18 protein-coding genes and 1 pseudogene are annotated in these 19,502 nt (G+C 67.2%); 7 read left to right on the top strand and 12 right to left on the bottom strand.

Features of this window, described 5'->3' with window-relative positions; genetic code table 11:
* Positions 1 to 26: 26 nt before the first annotated feature.
* The 3 genes and pseudogenes from AWC17_RS21765 to AWC17_RS33625 all read right to left on the bottom strand — a co-directional run bounded on the left by AWC17_RS21765 (position 27) and on the right by AWC17_RS33625 (position 3,753).
* Positions 27 to 1,490 carry a DHA2 family efflux MFS transporter permease subunit gene (locus AWC17_RS21765; protein ID WP_047322836.1) on the bottom strand — a complete coding sequence of 488 codons (1,464 nt, stop codon included), beginning with the start codon at positions 1,488 to 1,490 and terminating at the stop codon, positions 27 to 29.
* Positions 1,487 to 2,425 carry a methionyl-tRNA formyltransferase gene (locus tag AWC17_RS21770; protein WP_046183013.1) on the bottom strand — a complete coding sequence of 313 codons (939 nt, stop codon included), beginning with the start codon at positions 2,423 to 2,425 and terminating at the stop codon, positions 1,487 to 1,489. The genes AWC17_RS21765 and AWC17_RS21770 overlap by 4 nt, the downstream gene beginning before the upstream one ends.
* A 245-nt stretch (positions 2,426 to 2,670) precedes the next feature.
* Positions 2,671 to 3,753: pseudogene (locus AWC17_RS33625) on the bottom strand (MCE family protein).
* Between the two features lie 388 nt (positions 3,754 to 4,141).
* Here AWC17_RS33625 and AWC17_RS21785 point away from each other — a divergent pair.
* Positions 4,142 to 5,101 carry an IS481 family transposase gene (locus AWC17_RS21785; RefSeq protein ID WP_046183014.1) on the top strand — a complete coding sequence of 320 codons (960 nt, stop codon included), beginning with the start codon at positions 4,142 to 4,144 and terminating at the stop codon, positions 5,099 to 5,101.
* Positions 5,102 to 5,246: 145 nt separating this feature from the next.
* Here the strand turns inward: AWC17_RS21785 and AWC17_RS21790 are convergent, their stop codons facing one another.
* The 4 genes from AWC17_RS21790 to AWC17_RS21805 are packed head-to-tail and all read right to left on the bottom strand — an operon-like array spanning position 5,247 to position 9,045.
* A complete protein-coding gene (locus AWC17_RS21790; RefSeq protein ID WP_046183015.1) occupies positions 5,247 to 6,719 on the bottom strand; it encodes a M28 family peptidase in 1,473 nt (490 codons plus the stop codon).
* Positions 6,716 to 8,215, bottom strand: a complete 1,500-nt coding sequence (locus AWC17_RS21795) for a M28 family metallopeptidase (RefSeq protein WP_046183016.1) — start codon at positions 8,213 to 8,215, stop codon at positions 6,716 to 6,718. The genes AWC17_RS21790 and AWC17_RS21795 overlap by 4 nt, the downstream gene beginning before the upstream one ends.
* A gap of 53 nt (positions 8,216 to 8,268) precedes the next feature.
* Positions 8,269 to 8,694: a DUF2752 domain-containing protein gene (locus tag AWC17_RS21800; protein ID WP_046183017.1), complete on the bottom strand. Its 426-nt coding sequence runs from the start codon at positions 8,692 to 8,694 to the stop codon at positions 8,269 to 8,271.
* Positions 8,695 to 8,709: 15 nt separating this feature from the next.
* Positions 8,710 to 9,045: a CD225/dispanin family protein gene (locus AWC17_RS21805; RefSeq protein WP_046183018.1), complete on the bottom strand. Its 336-nt coding sequence runs from the start codon at positions 9,043 to 9,045 to the stop codon at positions 8,710 to 8,712.
* A gap of 395 nt (positions 9,046 to 9,440) precedes the next feature.
* Between AWC17_RS21805 and AWC17_RS21810 the strand changes: the two genes are divergently transcribed.
* Positions 9,441 to 9,968: a hypothetical protein gene (locus tag AWC17_RS21810; RefSeq protein WP_046183019.1), complete on the top strand. Its 528-nt coding sequence runs from the start codon at positions 9,441 to 9,443 to the stop codon at positions 9,966 to 9,968.
* 65 nt (positions 9,969 to 10,033) lie between these two features.
* Positions 10,034 to 10,555 carry a hypothetical protein gene (locus AWC17_RS21815; protein WP_046183020.1) on the top strand — a complete coding sequence of 174 codons (522 nt, stop codon included), beginning with the start codon at positions 10,034 to 10,036 and terminating at the stop codon, positions 10,553 to 10,555.
* Between the two features lie 4 nt (positions 10,556 to 10,559).
* Here the strand turns inward: AWC17_RS21815 and AWC17_RS21820 are convergent, their stop codons facing one another.
* The 4 genes from AWC17_RS21820 to thiO form a co-directional block, all read right to left on the bottom strand.
* On the bottom strand, positions 10,560 to 11,318 hold the full coding sequence (locus AWC17_RS21820; protein WP_047322835.1) for an SGNH/GDSL hydrolase family protein: 759 nt from the start codon (positions 11,316 to 11,318) through the stop codon (positions 10,560 to 10,562).
* Entirely contained in the window at positions 11,315 to 12,019 is a 705-nt protein-coding gene (gene thiG, locus AWC17_RS21825; protein ID WP_046187022.1) for a thiazole synthase, read from the bottom strand. Before thiG ends, AWC17_RS21820 begins: the two co-directional genes overlap by 4 nt.
* Positions 12,020 to 12,122: 103 nt before the next feature.
* The gene (gene thiS / locus AWC17_RS21830) at positions 12,123 to 12,320 is read right to left on the bottom strand and encodes a sulfur carrier protein ThiS (RefSeq protein ID WP_046187019.1); all 198 of its coding nucleotides are present in this window, start codon (positions 12,318 to 12,320) and stop codon (positions 12,123 to 12,125) included.
* Positions 12,317 to 13,333 (bottom strand): glycine oxidase ThiO, encoded by a 1,017-nt coding sequence (gene thiO / locus AWC17_RS21835; RefSeq protein WP_046187021.1) that lies wholly within the window; start codon positions 13,331 to 13,333, stop codon positions 12,317 to 12,319. The genes thiS and thiO overlap by 4 nt, the downstream gene beginning before the upstream one ends.
* A gap of 171 nt (positions 13,334 to 13,504) precedes the next feature.
* Between thiO and thiE the strand changes: the two genes are divergently transcribed.
* A complete protein-coding gene (gene thiE, locus AWC17_RS21840; protein WP_047322834.1) occupies positions 13,505 to 14,185 on the top strand; it encodes a thiamine phosphate synthase in 681 nt (226 codons plus the stop codon).
* Here thiE and AWC17_RS21845 read toward each other — a convergent pair.
* Positions 14,157 to 14,783, bottom strand: a complete 627-nt coding sequence (locus AWC17_RS21845; RefSeq protein WP_047322833.1) for an NUDIX hydrolase — start codon at positions 14,781 to 14,783, stop codon at positions 14,157 to 14,159. The two genes, thiE and AWC17_RS21845, sit on opposite strands and share 29 nt — an antisense overlap.
* A gap of 134 nt (positions 14,784 to 14,917) precedes the next feature.
* On the opposite strand from AWC17_RS21845, the gene glnX reads away from it, so the two are divergent.
* From glnX to AWC17_RS21860, 3 genes are read left to right on the top strand one after another with little or no spacing between them, the layout of a single operon-like run.
* A complete protein-coding gene (gene glnX / locus AWC17_RS21850) occupies positions 14,918 to 16,237 on the top strand; it encodes a protein kinase G-activating protein GlnX (protein ID WP_046187191.1) in 1,320 nt (439 codons plus the stop codon).
* Positions 16,237 to 17,214: a glutamate ABC transporter substrate-binding protein gene (locus tag AWC17_RS21855; RefSeq protein ID WP_047322832.1), complete on the top strand. Its 978-nt coding sequence runs from the start codon at positions 16,237 to 16,239 to the stop codon at positions 17,212 to 17,214. Before glnX ends, AWC17_RS21855 begins: the two co-directional genes overlap by 1 nt.
* Positions 17,214 to 19,493, top strand: coding sequence for a serine/threonine-protein kinase PknG (locus AWC17_RS21860; protein WP_046182196.1), 2,280 nt, complete (start codon positions 17,214 to 17,216; stop codon positions 19,491 to 19,493). Before AWC17_RS21855 ends, AWC17_RS21860 begins: the two co-directional genes overlap by 1 nt.
* Positions 19,494 to 19,502 lie beyond the last annotated feature (9 nt).

Below are 19,502 nucleotides of genomic sequence, written 5' to 3' on the forward strand. Positions count from 1 at the left end.
ACCGACAGAAGCCGCCACTGGAATCATCAAATGGATGGTGCTGCATCGTATTTTCTAGCCGATTCCACTGGCAGAAATGTCGCCGCGATGATCGCGACAATCGCCAGTGCGGCGGCCACAAAAAACACCATCGCGTAGTTCCTCGGCACTGCATCTTCGTGGCGATTGAACTGAGCCGTCAACAGCACCGTCATCAACGCGGCTCCAGCGGCGCCGCCCAACTGATTGTTGACGCTTCGCAGCGTCGTGCCCCGAGCGATCTGATGCGGCGCCAACGGCTGCACGCAGGCCGCCGACAGTGGCGTCGCGGCACAGCCCACACCCATGCCCATGAGCATCAGTCCGGCCAGCAGCGTCGGTGAGTAGTCTGCTTGTCGGACGACTCCGATGGCGAAGGTGCCCAGGCCTGCTGCCATCAGGGGGAAGGCGATCAGCACGATCTTGCCCGGCCCGGATCTGTCCATAGATGCCCCGGCGAAGGGTGTGGTCAATAGGATGCCGATCCCCATTGCGATCAAGTGCATCCCCGACTGCATCGGCGTCTGGTGCAGCGCGACCTGGAAATAGCTTGGGACAAGCAACAAGATGCCCACATAAGTGGCCGCGAAGATCAGCAACGTCACGTTGGCCTGTCTGACCACGCGGTTCTTCAACAATCGCAGGTCGATGAGCGGGGCATCTGTCCGGCGCCAGGCGTGAATAATGAAGGCGGCGATCAATACCAGGCCGGCAATTGAGGGGATCAGCACATGGTGATCGGCGATCGTGCGATGTCCCGGGATGGATGATACCCCAGCCAGCAAAGTCACCATGCCGGATGACAGCAGCAGCATGCCGGTCACGTCGAGTGCCTCCGACGGCAGGGGACGATCCTTCGGAAGCATCACCGCCGCGAGTGCGAAGGCGCTCAGCCCGATCGGCAGGTTGATCAGGAAGATCCACTTCCAGCCATAGGTGCCGATCAACCACCCGCCCAGGATCGGCCCTCCAATAGGGCCGAGCAAGAAGGGAGCTGCTCCTAGCGCAACCAGGCGGCCGAGCCGCTTTGGACCCGACTCGCGGGCCAAGATCACAAAGCACAGCGGTGTCATAATGCCGCCTCCGCATCCCTGGAGCATACGAAAACTGATGAGCAGCAATATATTCGGAGTTATCGTGCACAGCAGTGACGCCAGCGTGAAGACTAAAACACCACCCGTGAAGAGCCGCTTGGTGCCGAATCGGTCGGCTGCCCAACCGGTTACCGGGACCACGGCGGCAAACGCCAACATATAGCCGCCCATCGTCCACGAGACGATCGCCTGAGTTGACCCGAATTCGGCGACAAAGGTCCGTTGAGCAACGGCGACCGCGGTACCGTCCAGCTGCCCCATCATGCTGGCCAGACCGCAGACTCCGCCGATCCAGAGCAGCCTGGCGTCTATCCTGTCCGGGTAGCCATCGACGGATTGCTGACAGACGGAGTCAGTCGGGAGAAGGCAACTTCTCATGGCCGGCCGGTCAGGTAGCCGCCTCGCCGAAAGAACTTCTCCCCGCCGCACTCGACGCCGTCCGCGGAACGGACGCGGGTGATCACCAGGCCGCGGTTGCGGCCGCGATGGGCGTCGGGTCCGCAGACCACGACGCCGCCCTCCTCCTGGACGATCACCCGGCCCGTCGTTCCGCCGTAGCCGGCGTCGGAGACACGCGCCTCGAGGATCTCGATCTGCTCCCCGCGGTAGAAGGTGAACGCGGGGGGATACGGATCGGACAAAGCGCGGACGAACCGCTCGAGATCGCCGGCCGACCAATTCCAGTCGATCAAACTGTCGCGCTCCGAACGCTTGTGGAAGTACGTCCGCTCGGCCTTGTTCTGGGGCCGCCAGACCGCGGTGCCGGACTCGAGTGCACTCAGCGCTTCCTCCAGCACATCCGGAATCAGATCCATGCCTCGCAGCACCAATTCGGTGCCGGTGTCGGTGGGGCCGATCGGCACCGATCGCTGGACGAGAATGTCCCCGGTGTCCAGCCCGTCGTCCATCCGGTGCACCGTCAACCCGAATTGGGACTCGCCACTGATCAACGCCCACAGCACCGGGGAAAACCCGGTGAAGCGCGGGAGCAACGAATCGTGCAAGTTCAGGGTTCCGTGCAGAGGCAGATCATACAGTTCCGCCGGCATCCGGTAATACCAGCTGTTGACGACGACGACGTCGGGTTCCACGCGCTTGACCAGGTCGATGGTCTCGGCGTCAACCGTCTCGGTGAGATGCAGAGGGATACCGTGCTTACGCGCGAGGTCGTCGACCGGCGCCGACCAGATCGCCTTGTACGATTCCTCGCTTGAGGGGTGGGAGACGGCCAGTAAGACGTTATGGTCCGTCTCGATGAGCGCCTTCAAAGTCCTATAGCCCCAGGTCTGGAACCCGAAGAAAACGATGCGCATGCGCGAAACCCTTCTAGCTCGTTACCGACCGACCAGTGGCTCCGCCATCGATCGAGGCAACGGCGCCCACCAGAAAGTGAGCTTACGGTAGCCTTACCTAAGTTGCACGGCGGGGCATACACATGCCGAATAGCCGTCTTATGGGCCGCGGTGTGCTGATCACGGAACCGAGCGAATTACCGTTTCTAACAAGGCTTTTAGCGTAACAGCGTTGAGCTACGCGGCACTTCCTGTGCCCGAAGACGCTACGGGTTGATCGTGTTGTCGCCGACCTGGCGGCCCCAGACGTACTCGATCGCATACGGCGATCCAGTGTCCAGGTGGTTGTACGGCGCAATGCTGTTGCCGGAGTCGATGATCAGCTCGGGTGCCGGCCACAAATAATGCGTGATCGGCTGCCAGCATCCCGGCGCATCCCCGGGCCCACCACGAGCGTTCACCCGCGGCAGATTCTCCGGGTAGATGTAGGGGTTGGGTGGCCCGCCGACCAGGCCGGGCGTAGCGCCAAGCCCCAGTGTGAGCGCGGCGAAGGCGACCAACGATCGCGGGTTCGCGACCAGCCCCAATCCAGATAGCGCCCCGGTGTTCATGTTCAGCGAGTGGGCGTTGAAGCCGCCTTCGGCGGCACCCGTCGCGGCCAACGCATCGTGTTCGTTGCGCATCAGGCAGTAGATTTCCGTGAGGTAGGCGTCCAGCAGTTGCGCCGTCGGCACCAGGTCGGCGGCCCCACGCGCCAGGTACGGCCCACCCTTGTTGAACTGATCCGCGCCGGTATTGCCAAACCCGGCCGCCGACAACAACGCCTGATCCAAATCCTTTTGCTGCGCATTGATCGTGCGCGAGGTGATCACCGCGTTGTTGAGGAAGTCGAACAAATCCGGTGAGGCGTTGGCGTAGGTATCCCCCAACCGCGCCAACCGTGCAATATCCCTACGCTGGTGCTTCTTGACCAGCTGCGGCTCGAACGTGCCTACCTGGTCCCGGGGCACGTCGATCTCGACCTGGACGCGGGCATCTGTGAGGACCGTCTTCCTGCGGATTCCGTTGCGGGAGTCGCCACTTCCATAACCTGCCGGTCGTGGCGGTCATAACCCAAATGTTCGGACAGTTCTTCGTCCAGAGCGGTTTCGATGACCGTCTTGGTCATCGCCTCGAGCAGCCCACCCGGGCCGGTCAACGCCACGCCCGCTTCGCGGGCCTGGCGCACCAACTCCCGGGCAACTTCGAGCGCGTCGACGTCCCGGGCGTCGGGGATTGATCGCCGCCACAGCGGCGGCTTCTTCAGCATTCTGCGGTGGCTCCGCAGCCACGACAGTCTCGGTCATCATCAGACGACCTTTCCGACTCCGACACACCGGGATCGATCAGGCCGTTTACACCCTTACTGCGATAGTCCCGGCACACGCGCGTAGGCAGCTGGCTGCGTTGATGATCGAACGACTCATGTAAAGGCGACTCCCATGGCTTGAGGGGCGAGGCTGGGAATGGCTTGGCTTCCTCGAAGCTCTGTCGGTGTTGGAGGCAGTGATGCAGCTGGCCGAGGAGTTTGTTGAACAGGTGTTGGGTGGCGGCGGCCATATCGCGGCCGTTACCGATAATCGTCCTCGGCTAGGTGTACCGGGACATGACGTTGGTGGCAGGCGTGTCGGCTTGATGTGAGGAGAACCCCCGGGTGGGGTGTGGCTTGTCTAGGTCCACTACCGTCCGGAGGTTCTCGTGTCCCACCGTAATGCCCGCACCACCTTTCATGGCCGCCTGTTGATGGTGCGGCGGTATCGGGAGGGATGGGCCAAAGCTGATATCGCCACCGCAATGGGAGTGTCACGCAAGTGCGTACACACCTGGACCAGCCGGTTCGATGCCGAGGGTGAAGCCGGCCTGCTGGACCGATCCTCGCGGCCGCACACGATGCCCAATCGGACCTGCCGGGTGCTGGAGAACCAGATCGTGGCCTGGCGTCGGCGCCATCGCTGCGGCCCCGATGATATCGGCGCGAAATTGGGAGTCAGCGCCCGCACGGTCTCGCGCGTCTTGCGCCGGCGAGGGATTCCCTACCTGCGTGACTGTGACCCTATGACCGGGATGGTGATCCGGTCCTCGAAGGCCACCGCGGTCCGGTACGAACGGACCCGGCCCGGCGAGCTGGTGCACATGGACGTCAAAAAGCTGGGGCGTATCCCGGACGGCGGCGGATGGCGCGCCCTCGGCCGCGGCGGAGGCGAAAATCGAGACCGCAAGCACGGCAGTGGATTCGACTACGTGCACTCGCTGGTCGATGACTACTCCCGGCTGGCCTACAGCGAGGTACTGCCCGACGAGAAAGGCCCGACCTGCGCAGCATTTCTCCGCCGTGCCGCCCAGTACTTCCACCGCCACGGCGTCGCGACCATCGAGCGCGTCATGACCGACAACGCCTGGGCCTACCGATACTCATTGCGCCAGGTATGCGTCGAACTGGGAATCTGCCAAGTCTTCATCAAACCGCACTGGCAGAACGGCAAGGTAGAGCGCCTCAACCGCACTTTGCAGACCGAATGGGCCTACCGACGTGTCTTTACCTCCAACAGCCAGCGCGCCGCAGCCCTTGCGTCCTGGCTGCAGTACTACAACACTCAACGACGCCACCACGCACTCGGCGGCCTACCGCCCATCAGCCGACTGCAACCAACGTGGTGACCCGGTACAGCTAGGAGTGTTTGGGCGGTGCCGGCTCCGGTCGAATCCTGAGCAGTTTCTTCCAGCGTCGACCGCGACGCGTAGCCATATTCGAACATACGAGTTCGATGATAGGCACAGCCACCGACAAACCTCGCGCCAGCGGTTACGGCACCCGGGTTCGGTGCCGCTTGTCGTGCGGCGGGACGCCGTTCACGCCGCCGATGGACTGCGCGTAGCTGCCCACCGCGTAGGCGGCGCCAGAACCCATGACGGCCAACGCATCCCGGTTGATGTTGTCGACGGTTTCGCGGGGGCCCTGATAGTTGGGGTCGAACGGCACGCCGGCTTGGCCGCCCCACAGTCGGGCCTGCACCGTGGTCTTCGGTTGCGAGGCACCGGCCGTCATGCCCCCGATCGGCACGCCCGCGACCATGAAGGGGTGGTAGTCGGCCAGAGTGTTCAGCGGCATGTCCGCGGGCCGCTTGCCGGCCAGGTTCAGATAGCCGGCCAGGGTGCGCTCGATGCCGGCCGACCCGTCCGGGACATCCGCGTAGGTCACCCCCGGCGCCGGCGGGCCGGACTGATCGCCGTCGTCGGTGAAGAAGCCGGCGTTGGGCGAACCCAGCGTGGTGAAGTTCAGGTACATCGCGATGTCGTTGAGCTGATCGCTGTTCATGCCGAACACGTAGTCCATGACGCCGTTGAGCCCGTCCTCGTCGGCACCCCAGAACGTGAACCGCACCGCATTGTTCACCGGCGCCAGCGGGCCCAGCTGCAGGGCCGTTTCCAGCACCGCGGCCACCCCGGATCCGTCGTCATTGATGCCCGGACCACCGCGCGCGCTGTCGAGATGCGCACCCACCATGATCACTTCGTGTGGCGAGCCGGTCTTGGTCTGCGCCAACACGTTTCGCGATGTGATCTTGACGTTCTGGGCGTCCAGCACCAGGCGGATGGGCGCGCTCGCGCCGGCGAGCGCGCTCGCGGCATTCGGATTGGCAACCGCGACGGGCACGGTCAGCTGCTTGAAGTAGCCCGGATTGAACAACGTGGCCGGGGCGCCCTGGCCGGCGGGCGCACTGAGCACGACCAGCGCGGCCGCACCCTTGGCCACCGCGCTGTTCTGCTTGTCGACCACCGAACAACGCGCGTCGTCGACGATGGCGATCGAACCCTTGGGCAGCGCCGCCGGGTAATCGCTGGCCGCACAGCCCGACGGTTGGGTGGGCCGGACCGGCTGCCCCGTCAGACCGCCGGGCGGTGTCTGAACCAACAACGAGGCCTGGTCGACGGCGTAGCTGCGGCCGGCGACCGTCATCGCCGGCCTGCCCGGGGAAACAGTGTACAGCCGGTCGAACTGCGGCGTCAGTACCTCGAAGCCACTGTCGCGCAGGGCTTTAGCCACGTAGTCGACGCTGGCGTCGTAGCCCGGCGTGCCGTCCGCCCGGTTTCCTTTGTTGGCGTTGGCGATGCTCTGCAGCGCGTGCAGATGGGTGAGCATCCGATCGGCTGTCACTTTCCCGGCCAGTCCGCGACCCAGATCCGGTTCGGCAGCAGGCGATCCCGGCCGCGACGACGAGCAACCCGCCAACAGCGCGGCCGCCAGCAGCAATGTCGCGCCCCGCCGGCGGGTCATGGCTTGGTTAGCACGTGGCGGGTGCGGTCCTCCATCGTGGGCACCCCGTTGTGGCCGCCGAGGTCCTGGGCGTATAGGCCCACCGCGACGGCGACGCCACCACCATTGACGCCCAGGGCGGTCCGGTCGATGTGATCGAGGGTGTCGCTCTTCTGGTGATAGTTGGGGTCGAACGGCTGATCGGCGGTCCCTCCCCACAACTTGGCCTGCTCCGCAGACATTTTCGCCTCGGCACCGGAAAACAGGCCGCCGGCGGGGACGCCCGCCAGGGTAAATCCGTCATAGTCGGAGCGGCCGTCAAACGCGGTGTCTTGGGCGGTCTTTCCGGCGGATTTCAGATAGGCGACCAGCGTGCGCTCGATGCCTGCCGACCCCTCGGGAACCACCGGCTGGCCGCGGACATCAGCCGGCAGCGATTGGTCCCCGTCATAGGTGAAGTAGCCGGGGTTCGGCGACGCGAGCATGTCGAAATTGAGGTACAGCGCAATGCTTTTGAGTCCAGTCAAGTCCAGCGACTCGACGTAGTCGCGCGATCCGATCACGCCGGGTTCTTCCGCGCCCCAGAACGCGAAGCGCACCGCGTTGCGCACCTGTGGCGAATTCCCCAGCCGCAGCGCGGTTTCCAACACCGCGGCCACTCCCGACCCATCGTCGTTGATGCCCGGCCCTTCGGGCACGCTGTCCAAGTGCGCGCCCACCATGACGACGTTGTTCGTCGACCCCGTCTGGGTCTGCGCGATCACGTTGCGGGCCTTGAAGCTCTGGACGCTCGCGTTGAGCTTGATGGTGGCGGGCCCCGGCTGGGTGCGCAATTGCACGCCGACTGACCTCGTCACGCTCACCACCGGGATCTTGACGATCGTGTTCGGTCCCAGGGTGCCGCTCATCTGTTGCTCGTCGACGTTGTCGGCGACGATCATCGCGACCGCCCCACGCTGCGCCGCGACGTCCTCCTTCCGAGCGAAGGGGCACGTGCCGCGGTCCACCAGGACCACGGCCCCCTGCGCCGGGAGGTTGCCGTAATCCGTGGGCGCGCAGCCGGGGCCATTCGTGGCGGGCAGGACCACCAGCGGCCCGCTCACCCCGTCCGGCGGGGTGCCGAGGCTGAAGTCGAGCGCGTGCGCCTCCACCGACTGGCCACCGACGGTCACCACCGGCTTGTCCCCGTGAAACACCCGCGCCGAGAAATCGGGGGTCTGCACATCGAAACCGCTGCCGCGCAACGTGTTTACTACGTAGTCGACGCTGGCTTCATAACCGGGGGTGCCAACCGCCCGAGTGCCGTTGTTGGCGTTGGCAATGTCCTGGAGCTTTGTCAGGTGGGCCATCATCGCATCGGTCGTGATTTTGTCGTGCAACGCACTGGCGAACTTGGCCGCGTCGGGGTCACCGGTCCCTTGTCGCGAGTTGGCCGAGCGATGGAAGCAGCCGGTCGAAAATGCGGTCAAGGCGACCGCGACGAGAACCGCCGGGATCGTCGTGGATTTGTTCACCATCGCGCCCCAGGTTAGACCGCGGCACGAGCGGCCGGGATCAGGACACGGCGGTATCAGACGTAGAGCGCAGTGAACGGCGCAAAGGGGATGTTGCGCACCACAAACCACGCTGCGACCAGCACCATGGTCAACACCGCGGCCCAGCGGCCGTGTTGCCAGCTCCGGATGCGTCTGCCCGCCAGCCGTCCATAGGTCCAGGCAAGGTACGCCCACACCAAAAGCACGACAGCCGCCAGGCCCAACGCGTTGAACCTGGCGGCCGCCATTATGTTGCCGTGCATCAGGGAATACAGCATGCGCAAGCTGCCGCATCCCGGACAGTCGATACCCAACAGCGCCTTGGTGGGGCACACCGGCAGCGGACCGTTGGGAGTGGTCGGGTCACCCGCCCAGATGGCGGCGCACATCAACGTCGTGGAAGCGGCCACCACCAGTGGCGCACCCAGACTCAACGGCACCGACCCTTGGCGGGTCACCATGGTCGCGAACCGTGCTCAGAACATCGCGGCAAGCGCCGCATTGGTGTTCGTGTTCAGCGCGCCGACCGCCATCAAGATGCCGTAGATGATGCCCACGACGACGCCGATGACCGCCGACCAGATCACCCATTTCTTGGCGCTGTCGGCGGACGCCTGCGCCTCGGCATAACGGCCCTGCGCCCAGAGACCGTTGACTTGGCTGGACTTGACGATCGCCACGATCCCGAAGGGGAGGCAGCAGAACAGCGTCACCAGGATGGACCACACCAAATAGTTATTCGGCGCTTGCCCGGCGGGCTGCTGCGGCGGGTAACCAGGCGGCGGAGGGGGCGGTGCCGGCGGCTGTGTCATGGATTCTCCAGTCCCGAGAAGTTAGCTGGCGTAAGGCGGTGCTAACCATACCCGAGCACAGTCGCGGCGGCACTAGCAATTTGAAAATCCCCTTTGGACGCGCAGAGGTGCGGCGCGACGGCCTCGTAGCGTTCAGCCCCCGTTCTCCTGCCGGCCCAGCTCGGCCGCCTCGGCCGCCAAAGACGACCGGGCAGGTGAAAAGAACTGATTGGCAGCACGTTTCGAAATGGCTGGATAGCGCCCGTTGCGCCGCGGTGTTTGAGAAGGATGCCCAGACAGACAGTTGCCAGCGGAATGTGTTGCTTTGTCACGACATAGCCCTACGATCCCTACTTAGCGGAAGAATGTTTCTCCGGTGAGCGACGCCGGTTCGACAACCGCTTAGGAGCCATAGGATGTCCCATCTCAGCAACGCGTTGCGGGCCGCCACGGCGGCGGCGCTCGCGGGCGGTTCCGCCTTAGCGGGCACCGTCACCGCAACCGCGGATCCCGCCAATACCGGTAGCTCGTCGGACATCAACACGCTTGCGGCATCGCTGTCAAAGGGCTACGGGCTGAACAACTGCACCGCCCAGAGCATCACCACCGGCGAACTGGCGTCGTTGACCTGCGGGCAGAGCCCCGACCCGAGCGGCCCGGTCCAGGCCAAGTACATCCTGTTCAACAACGGCGAAAACCTGGTCGGCTCATTCAAAGCCAGCATCAAAGACGACGTGCTGGGACCCTGCGGGGACAGCGGCCAGTCGCCCACGAGCTGGCATCAGGGCAGCAACAGCAGCAACGCCGGACAGGTGGCGTGTGGGACGTATCAGAACGCCGCCGAGATCATCTGGACCTCGGACGCGAAGAACATCTTGAGCTACATCCGCGGGTCCAACACCGACGCCGCGGCGCTGTACCAGTGGTGGCGGGCCAACGGCTGACGTTCACAGTTGGGGGGCAACGGATTTCTGCATCACCAACCAACAACCGCAGGGAGGCAACGAAAATGTCACATCTCACCACCGCGCTGCGAGCCGTTTCGGCCGCAGCTCTCACCGGCAGTTTGGCTTTCGCGGGCGGCGGCACCGCGGCCGCGGAACCCAATACCGGCAGCGCCGCTGATATGAACACCCTGGCCGCCAACCTGTCGAAGGGCTACGGCCTCAACAACTGCAAGCCGCAGGAGTTGACCGAATCCGGTGAACTGGCCGAGCTCCTGTGCGGGCAGAGCCCCGACCCCAGCGGCCCGGGCTCTGGCGTCTACGCCCTCTTCTCCAACGGCACGAATTTGAGCTCCGCGTTCAGTTCCACCATCAAGGACGTGTCCCTGGCCGCGTGCGGGGACGCCGGCCAGTCGCCGGGCACGTGGAAGCAGAACGGCCAGACGGGCGGCCAGATCGCATGCGGCACCTACAAGAACTATGCGGTGTTGACCTGGACCACCGACGCCAAGAACGTGTTGGGCCATCTCACCGCGTCCAACTCGGACGTCAACGCCCTCTACCAGTGGTGGCGTACGAACGGCTGACCCGTCACCACAGCGCGGACACCAGTTCGGCTGCGGCGCGCATCCCGGCGGCGTTGGGGTGCAACGGCGCCGGCCGGCCCGGCAGCGGCACACCGGGTCTCGTGGTCCAGGGGTCGCCCGACCACGCGTGGTGCTCCCGGCTGGCCGCGGCGGCCCGGACCGCCTCGCAGCCGCTTGCCGACGCCGCGTCGGCCGTGAGTCGTTCCAGCGTCGCGGCCACGTGGCGACCGAGATCGGCATTTGTTTCCGACAGCGGGGCGGCCGGCGTGCCGGCGGGCGGCAGGACGGTCAGGTAGTCGACGAATAAGACCCGGGCCCGCGGGGCACGCTGGCGCACCGCGCGACCGACCGCGCACAACGATTCGAACACCGCGTCAAGGGCTGCGATGCGCGCATCGCGGTCCAGCAGTTCGGAAATGCGCGCCCCGAGCAGCGGCAGCCGGCGGAGCGGGCGCGGCACCGAGGCGGCCATCAGCAGCGGAATGTAGCCGACGTCGTTGCCGCCGATCGTGATGGTCACCAGGCTTTCGGAGCCGTTCAGGGCGGTGATCTGGGGCGGTGCGCCGCGCTGGTGCTCGGCGAGCACGTGGGCGGTGGTCGCGCCGGAGAAGGTAACGTCTACCAGTTCGAGGTCGCATCGCTGCGCGACCAGGTGCGGATAGTTGCGCGCCGACCGGCCCGAGCCCCAGGGAGCTCTCGCGGCGCGGGGCCGGATGCCGGGACCGGCCGCCATCGAACTGCCGAGCGCCACATACCGTTTCATCGTCGGGGGCTGGATGCCTGCGCCCAGAAGCGTTTGGGAATCCGCCCGGCCCGGCGGGCCAGGTAGCCGGCGGTGACGGCGGCGGCCATCGCGGCCGCCATCGTCGCCGGGTCGGCGGCCCGGGTCACTGCGGTGGCCAAAAGCACGGCGTCGCAACCTAACTCCATGGCCAGCGCGGCGTCACTGGCGGTGCCGATGCCGGCGTCGAGCACCACCGGAACGCCGGCCCGCGCGACGATCATCTCGATGTTGTGCGGGTTGGTGATGCCCAGCCCGGTGCCGATCGGCGAGCCCAGCGGCATGACCGCCGCGCATCCGGCGTCTTCGAGCCGACGGGCCAACACCGGGTCGTCATTGGTGTAGGGCAGAACGACGAACCCGTCGTCGACCAATTGCTCTGCGGCACGGATCAATTCGACCGCGTCGGGCAGCAGCGTGCGTTCGTCGGCGATCACTTCCAGCTTGACCCAGTTGGTGTTCAGCGCCTCGCGGGCCAGCTGCGCGGTGAGCACCGCCTCGGCCGCGCTGCGGCACCCCGCGGTATTGGGTAGCGGCGTGATGCCGAGACGGTTGAGCAGGTCCAGTAGCCCCGTCCCGCCTTCCGCGTCGACCCGTCGCATCGCGACGGTGGTCAGCTCGGTGCCCGACGCGACCAGGGCCTCCTGTAGCGAGGCCAGGCTGGTCGCTCCCCCGGTGCCCATGATGAGCCGCGAGGCGAAGCTGCGATCGCCGATCGTGAGTTTTGCTTCCGTCCCGTGACGATGCGGGCCCCCATGGCCCGAGGAAGAACGGGACACTTCGGATTCAGCCACCCTGCACCGCCGTCACCACCTCGAGCCGAGCACCATCGAAAAGCGTTGTCGTCCAGTTGGATCGGGGTAGCACGGCGTCGTCCATCGCCACCGCGACCCCCCGGTCCGGGTAGCCCAGCGACTCCAGCAGCGCGGCCACCGTGGTCCGCTCGTCGACGTCGACCTTCTGCTCGTTGACCACGACGATCATGACGGGGCTCCGACCGGGGCCAGTTCGGACACGATCTGTTCCGCGGTCCACGGCGCCAGCAGAAATCCGGATCGGCCGTGGCCGCCGGCCACCAGGGTTCGCTCGTCCAGGCGTTGCACCAGGGGCAGGTTATCGGGCGTCATCGGGCGCAGCCCGGCGGCACACTCGGCCAGCTCGTATTCGCCGAGCGCCGGCAACACCGCACAGGCGTCGTCGAGCAGGTCGCGCACCCCCGAGACCACCGGGGCCGTGTCGCGCCCGTGTTCGTACTGGGTGGCGCCGACGACCACCCCGTCCGCGCGCGGAACCAGGTACACCTGCCGCCCGTGCACGCGGGCGCGAATGACGCGCTGCGGCACCGGCATACACCCCGGTCGCCAGCGCAGCCGCAGCACCTCACCCTTGACGGGCCGCACCGGCAGGCCGGGCCACAACGCGGGGGCGTCGATGCCGTTGGCGATCACCACCGCGTCGCCGTCGACCGCGGACAGGTCGTGCGCCGGCGGCGCCCATCGCACGCCGAGGCGCTCGCATTCCGCGCACAGGGCGTCCAGTACCGCGCGGTTGTCCACCGCCAGCTCGGTGGGCGCCCGGAAGCCATGCCGGATGCCTTGCGCCAGCAGCGGTTCCAGGTCCCGGGCGGCCGACTCCCAGACCACCGGATGCCCTTGCGCGGACAACCAATCGGCGACGGTGCGCAGGTCCGCGACGTCGGCTTGGTCGACGGCGACCACCAGCGACTCCCGGGCGGTGACCACCTGCGGCGGCAGCCCGTCCAGGAAGCCGCCCTCGCGCCACAGCCGCAGCGACTCCAGACCCAGTTGCAGCAGCCGCTCCTCGCCGGGCCAGCCCTCGCTGTGCGGGGCGAGCATGCCGCCCGCGACCCAGGACGCGCCCTTGTCGGCCGTGCGGTGCACCCGCACCGACCACCCGGCCTGCGCCGCACGGCGTGCGACCGCCAGCCCGATGACACCGCCGCCGATGACCGCCAACGACCCAGGGTCTGATGGCATCCTGTCCATTCCGGGGCCTCCCTTCGCCGGCATGACCCGGATCAGGTGTGACGGTAAGGGCAGGTCCCGCTGACCCTGGCTGTGCCCACTCTCAGCCCCGCAGATGACTACCCGGGACTCCCGTGACTACTGAGTTCTTCGGCCTCCACGCTAGCGCGCTAGCGTCGCGGTGTGCATCAGCGAGTTACCCGGCTGGCGGCCGCGCGGCTGTATCTCTGCACCGACGCGCGTCGGGAGCGTGGTGATTTGGCCCAATTCGCCGACGCCGCCCTGGCCGGCGGGGTCGACATCATCCAGTTGCGCGACAAGGGGTCGGCCGGTGAGCAGCGGTTCGGTCCCCTCGAGGCGCGCGACGAGCTGGCGGCGTGCGAGGTCCTGGCCGATGCGGCCCGCCGGCACGGCGCCCTGTTCGCGGTCAACGACCGGGCGGACATCGCCCGCGCGGCCGGCGCCGACGTGCTGCACCTGGGCCAGGGCGACCTGCCGCTGGACCTGGCCCGCGGGATCGTCGGCCCGGACACGCTGCTCGGCCTGTCCAGCCATGACCAGGATCAGGCCGCGGCGGCTAGCTCTTCGGGGCCCGCGGGGCCCGACTACTTCTGCGTCGGGCCGTGCTGGCCCACCCCCACCAAACCAGGGCGAGCGGCGCCGGGCCTGCCATTGGTGCGCGCGGCCGCCGTTTTCGGCGGCGAGAAGCCGTGGTTCGCGATCGGCGGTATCGACGAGCAGCGGCTGCCCGAGGTGCTCGCCGCCGGCGCCCGCCGGATCGTGGTGGTGCGCGCGATCACCGCCGCCGAAGACCCGCGGGCCGCGGCGCAACGGCTCAGATCAGCTCTTGCAGCAGCGAGTTGATTCGGGGATGCAGCGGCGTCTGATCGGCTTCCCCCGGCATGCACCAGACGAAGACGCCCGCCTCGATCTCGATCGTGCGCGGCAGGTGCCGCCGTCGTTCGTCGGCGTGGCCCAGCGGCACCAGCGCCGTGGCCGTGCGCAGCCGTTGCCAGCTGGCCGCGAACCCGGGATGCAGCGGCAGCTCGGCCACCTCGTCCTCGGCGACCCAGCGCATCTCGGCGCTCTCCCGGTTGGGCACGGTGTGCAGCAGCTCGGCCGCGTCGGCGACGACCGTGGTGTAGCTCCAGCGCTCGCCGCCGAGCCCGGCGACCTCGGCGGTGACCACCGTCGACCGCACGGTCAGCAGCTCGCCGTGCAGGCCGGCCTCCTCGTGCGCCTCGCGGACCGCGGTCTCCTCCGGCGTCTCGTGGCTGTCACGGGCGCCGCCCGGCAAGCCCCAGGTTCCGCCCTGATGGCTCCACACCGCGCGATGCTGCAGCAGCACCGCGGGGGTGCCGTCCGGCCGCGGGGCCCGCAGCAGCAGACCGGCCGCACCGAAGCGGCCCCAATAGTGGGCGCCGCTGTCGGAAACCACCCAACCGTCACCGTCGCCCTGCACGAGTTCAGGATATGCACGTGACCGCCTGGTCAATTGGCCTGCCTCCACCCATCCGGCGCAACATTCTCTTAGAATTTGCTTATAGAGTTTGGTGCAGCGTTCCAGTGGCCGCGAAAGTTGAGGGCTGATTCGACGTGACGGTTGAGCTGGCGCACCCGTCGACCGAGCCGCAGGGGTCGCGGTCGCCGGCCGAGCCAGCCCATCCGCGCTGGTGGTTCATCTCCACCACGCCGGGCCGCATCCTGAGCATCGGAATCGTCCTGGCGGTGCTCGGCGGTATCTGCGCCTTTGCCACCTCGACCACCATCAACCACCGGCAGCAAGTGCTGACCACGGTGCTCAATCACACCGAACCGCTGTCGTTCGCCGCCGGACGGCTGTACACCACCCTGTCGGTGGCCGACGCCGCGGCGGCCACCGCGTTCATCGCCGAAGCCGAACCGCCGCCCGTCCGGCAGCGCTACGAGCAGGCCATCACCGACGCGTCGGTGGCGGTGACGCGGGCGTCGAGCGGACTCACCGATGAACCGCTAATCCAGTTATTGGGCCGGATCAACGCCGAGTTGGCCGTCTACACCGGCCTGATCGAAATCGCGCGCACCAACAACCGCGAGGGCAACCCGGTCGGCTCGTCGTATCTGTCGGAGGCCTCGGGCCTGATGCAGTCGACGATCCTGCCCGACGCGGCGCAGCTGTATCAGGCGACGTCGGAACGGGTGGACGCGGAAACCACCGCGTCCACGGAGATCCCGGCTCCGGTCATCCTGGTGGTCACCGCCACCGCGGTCTTCGGCGCCTTCGCCCATCGATGGCTGGCCAGGCGCACCCGGCGCCGAATCAACCCGGGCCTGGTCGTCGGCGGCCTCGCTATTCTCGTCATGGTGGTATGGGTCGGAACTGCGTTGACCATCTCCACGGCCGCCAGCCGTAGCGCCAAGAACACGGCCGCTGACTCGCTGCGGATCGTGACCAACGTCGCGATCACCGCCCAGCAGGCGCGAGCCGACGAGACGCTATCGCTGATCCGTCGCGGGGACGAGGAGAAGCGCAAGCAGTCGTTCTATGAGCGCATCGACTCCATGCATCAGCAGCTCGACCAGTACATGGGCCGCAGCGATGCCGTCGACAAACCAGACCTGGAAGGCGCCGACCAGCTGCTGCTGCGCTGGCGGCAGGCCAACGACCGGATAAACTCCTACATCTCGGTGGGCAACTACCGGGCGGCCACGCAGGTCGCCCTGGGCAGCAGCGAGGACGACTCCACCCCGGCGTTCGACAAGCTCGAGGACCAGCTGGTGAAGGCCATGGACCAGAGCCGCACCCGCCTGCGCAACGACGTCCTCAACGCGCGCAGCGGGCTGTCCGGCGCCCAGGTCGGAGGCGTGGTGCTCAGCCTCGGCGCCGCCATCGCGGTTGCGCTGGGCCTGTGGCCCCGGCTGAAAGAGTATCGATAGTGACGCGGCCGGCCGGGTTGCGGCGGGCGGGGGCCGTGCTCGCCACGGTGGCCGTGCTGGCGGGGTGCGCGCACACGGAATCGCTGACTGTGGCCACCGTGCCGACGCTGCCGCCGCCCACCCCGGTCGGCATGCAGCAGCTGCCGCCGGAGCCGCCGCTGCCGCCGGACGACCCCAGCCAAGGCTGCGACCTGACCGCGAGCCTGCGGCCCTTCCCCACCAAGGCCGAGGCGGACGCCGCGGTCGCCGACATCCGCGCCCGCGGCCGGCTGATCGTCGGGCTCGACATCGGCAGCAACCTGTTCAGCTTCCGCGACCCGATCACCGGCGAGATCACCGGTTTCGACGTCGACATCGCCGGGGAGATCGCGCGCGACATCTTCGGCGCCCCGTCGCACGTCGAATACCGCATCCTGTCGTCCGACGAGCGCGTCACGGCGCTGCAGCACTCCGAGGTCGACGTGGTGGTCAAGACCATGACCATCACCTGCGAGCGACGCAAGCAGGTCAACTTCTCGACCGTCTACCTCGACGCGAACCAGCGCATCCTGGTTCCACGGGATTCGTCCATCGCCAAGGTGGGCGACCTGTCCGGCAAGCGAGTGTGCGTGGCGAAGGGCACGACGTCGCTGCACCGGATCCGCCAGATCGACCCGCCGCCGATCGTCGTATCGGTGGTCAACTGGGCCGACTGCCTGGTGGCGATGCAGCAGCGCGAGATCGACGCGGTCAGCACCGATGACTCGATCCTGGCCGGGCTGGTCGAAGAGGACCCCTATCTGCACATCGTCGGGCCCAACATGGCCACCCAGCCCTACGGCATCGGGATCAACCTGACCAACACTGGACTGGTGCGGTTCGTCAACGGCACGCTGGAGCGGATCCGCCGGGATGGCACGTGGAACACGTTGTACCGCAAGTGGTTGACGGTGCTGGGGCCCGCACCCGCCCCGCCCACGCCGAGGTATGTGGACTGATGGCCGAGTCGGAGAAGATCGAACAGCCGGAATCCGGCTCGGAGGACGTGAGCCCGGGCACCCAACCGCCGGACACGCAGGGCGGCCCGACGACGGGGCGCATCCAGGCCACCCAGGCGCTGTTCCGCCCCGATTTCGACGATGACGATGACGACCACTTTCCGCACATCTCGCTCGGCACCCTGGACAGCGAAGCGCAAGACCGGGTGACGATGGGGACGCGGGTGCTGCCTCCGGTCAGACATCTCGGCGGCGGCCTGGTCGAGATCCCACGGGTGCGGGACATCGACCCGCTCGAGGCCCTGATGACCAGCCCGGTGGTGCCGGAGGGCAAGCGATTCTGCTGGAACTGCGGAAAGCCCGTCGGCCGGTCCGGCAAGGAGGGCAGAGGAACGTCGGAGGGCTGGTGCCCCGCCTGCGGCAGTGCGTATTCGTTTCTGCCACAGCTGAGTCCGGGAGACATCGTCGCCAACCAGTACGAGGTCAAGGGCTGCATCGCGCATGGCGGCCTGGGCTGGGTGTATCTGGCGGTCGACCACAACGTCAACGACCGCCCGGTGGTCCTCAAGGGCTTGGTGCACTCCGGTGACGCCGAGGCGCAGGCGATCGCGATGGCCGAACGGCAGTTCCTCGCCGAGGTGGTCCACCCGCAGATCGTGCAGATCTTCAACTTCGTCGAGCACAAGGACCGGAACGGAAACCCGGTCGGCTACATCGTCATGGAGTACATCGGCGGGCAGCCACTCAAGCACGGCAAGGACAAGAAGCTGCCCGTCTCCGAGGCCATCGCCTACCTGCTGGAGATCCTGCCCGCGCTGACCTATCTGCATTCCATCGGCCTGGTCTACAACGACCTGAAGCCGGAGAACATCATGCTCACCGAGGAGCAACTCAAGCTGATCGACCTGGGCGCGGTGTCGCGGGTCAATTCTTTCGGATATCTCTACGGCACACCGGGTTTCCAGGCGCCCGAGATCGTGCGGACCGGCCCGACGATCGCCACCGACATCTACACCGTCGGCCGCACCCTCGCGGCGCTCACGGTGAACCTGCCCACCCGCAACGGGCGCTACGTCGACGGCCTGCCCGAAGACGACCCCGTGCTGACCACCTACGACTCGTTCCGCCGGTTGCTGCGCCGGGCCACCGACCCCGACCCGCGGCGCCGGTTCGGCAGCACCGAGGAGATGTCCGCCCAGCTGATGGGCGTGCTGCGGGAGGTGGTGGCCCAGGACACCGGGGTGCCGCGGCCCGGGCTGTCGACCATCTTCAGCCCCAGCCGTTCGACATTCGGGGTGGACCTGCTGGTCGCGCACACCGACGTCTACCTGGACGGCCAGGTCCATTCGGAGCGGCTGACGGCCCGCGAGATCGTGACCGCGCTGCAGGTGCCGCTGGTCGATCCGGCCGACGTCGCCGCTCCAGTCCTGCAGGCGACGGTGCTCTCCCAGCCGGTGCAGACCTTGGATTCGCTGCGTGCGGCGCGCCACGGCACGCTGGACGCCGACGGCGTCGAGGTGTCCGAGTCGATCGAATTGCCGCTGATGGAGGTCCGCGCGCTGCTGGACCTGGGCGACGTGGCCAAGGCCACCAGGAAGCTGGACGACCTGGCCGAGCGGGCGGGGTGGCAGTGGCGGCTGGTCTGGTATCGGGCCGTCGCCGAGCTCCTCACCGGCGACTACGACTCCGCGACAACGCATTTCATCGAGGTGTTGGACACCTTCCCCGGCGAGCTGGCGCCGAAACTGGCGTTGGCCGCCACCGCAGAGCTGGCCGGAGACGTCGACGAGCAGAAGTACTACCAAACGGTGTGGAAGACCAACGACGGCGTGATCTCGGCGGCCTTCGGGCTGGCCAGATGGCTTTCCACCGAAGGTGATCGAGCCGCCGCGGTGCGCACCCTGGACGAGGTGCCGCCCACCTCAAGGCATTTCACCACCGCGCGCCTGACCAGTGCGGTGACCCTGCTGTCCGGCCGGACGAAGAGCGAGATCAGCGAGGAGGACATTCGCGACGCCGCCCGGCGCGTGGAGGCGCTGCCGCCCACCGAACCACGCGTGCTGCAGATCCGCGCACTGGTGCTGGGCTGCGCGATGGACTGGCTGGAGGACAACAAGGCCAGCACCAACCACATCCTCGGCTTCCCGTTCACCGAGCACGGGCTACGGCTGGGCGTGGAGGCCGCGCTGCGCAACCTGGCCCGGGTTGCGCCCACCCAACGCCATCGCTACGCGCTGGTGGACATGGCGAACAGGGTGCGACCCACGAGCACGTTCTGATTGGGCTGC

The organism is Mycobacterium nebraskense, from assembly GCF_002102255.1.
GTDB lineage: Bacteria > Actinomycetota > Actinomycetes > Mycobacteriales > Mycobacteriaceae > Mycobacterium > Mycobacterium nebraskense.

Coding starts and splice junctions, on each gene's coding strand:
- AWC17_RS21810 (WP_046183019.1), top strand. CDS start 9,441: ATGTCCCATCTCAGCAACGCGTTGCGGGCCGCCACGGCGGCGGCGCTC.
- AWC17_RS21795 (WP_046183016.1), bottom strand. CDS start 8,215: ATGGTGAACAAATCCACGACGATCCCGGCGGTTCTCGTCGCGGTCGCC.
- AWC17_RS21770 (WP_046183013.1), bottom strand. CDS start 2,425: ATGCGCATCGTTTTCTTCGGGTTCCAGACCTGGGGCTATAGGACTTTG.
- thiO (WP_046187021.1), bottom strand. CDS start 13,333: ATGCCATCAGACCCTGGGTCGTTGGCGGTCATCGGCGGCGGTGTCATC.
- AWC17_RS21815 (WP_046183020.1), top strand. CDS start 10,034: ATGTCACATCTCACCACCGCGCTGCGAGCCGTTTCGGCCGCAGCTCTC.
- AWC17_RS21805 (WP_046183018.1), bottom strand. CDS start 9,045: ATGACACAGCCGCCGGCACCGCCCCCTCCGCCGCCTGGTTACCCGCCG.
- AWC17_RS21800 (WP_046183017.1), bottom strand. CDS start 8,694: ATGGTGACCCGCCAAGGGTCGGTGCCGTTGAGTCTGGGTGCGCCACTG.
- AWC17_RS21820 (WP_047322835.1), bottom strand. CDS start 11,318: ATGAAACGGTATGTGGCGCTCGGCAGTTCGATGGCGGCCGGTCCCGGC.
- AWC17_RS21790 (WP_046183015.1), bottom strand. CDS start 6,719: ATGACCCGCCGGCGGGGCGCGACATTGCTGCTGGCGGCCGCGCTGTTG.
- AWC17_RS21860 (WP_046182196.1), top strand. CDS start 17,214: ATGGCCGAGTCGGAGAAGATCGAACAGCCGGAATCCGGCTCGGAGGAC.
- thiG (WP_046187022.1), bottom strand. CDS start 12,019: ATGGGCACCGGGGGAGCGACCAGCCTGGCCTCGCTACAGGAGGCCCTG.
- AWC17_RS21765 (WP_047322836.1), bottom strand. CDS start 1,490: ATGAGAAGTTGCCTTCTCCCGACTGACTCCGTCTGTCAGCAATCCGTC.
- thiS (WP_046187019.1), bottom strand. CDS start 12,320: ATGATCGTCGTGGTCAACGAGCAGAAGGTCGACGTCGACGAGCGGACC.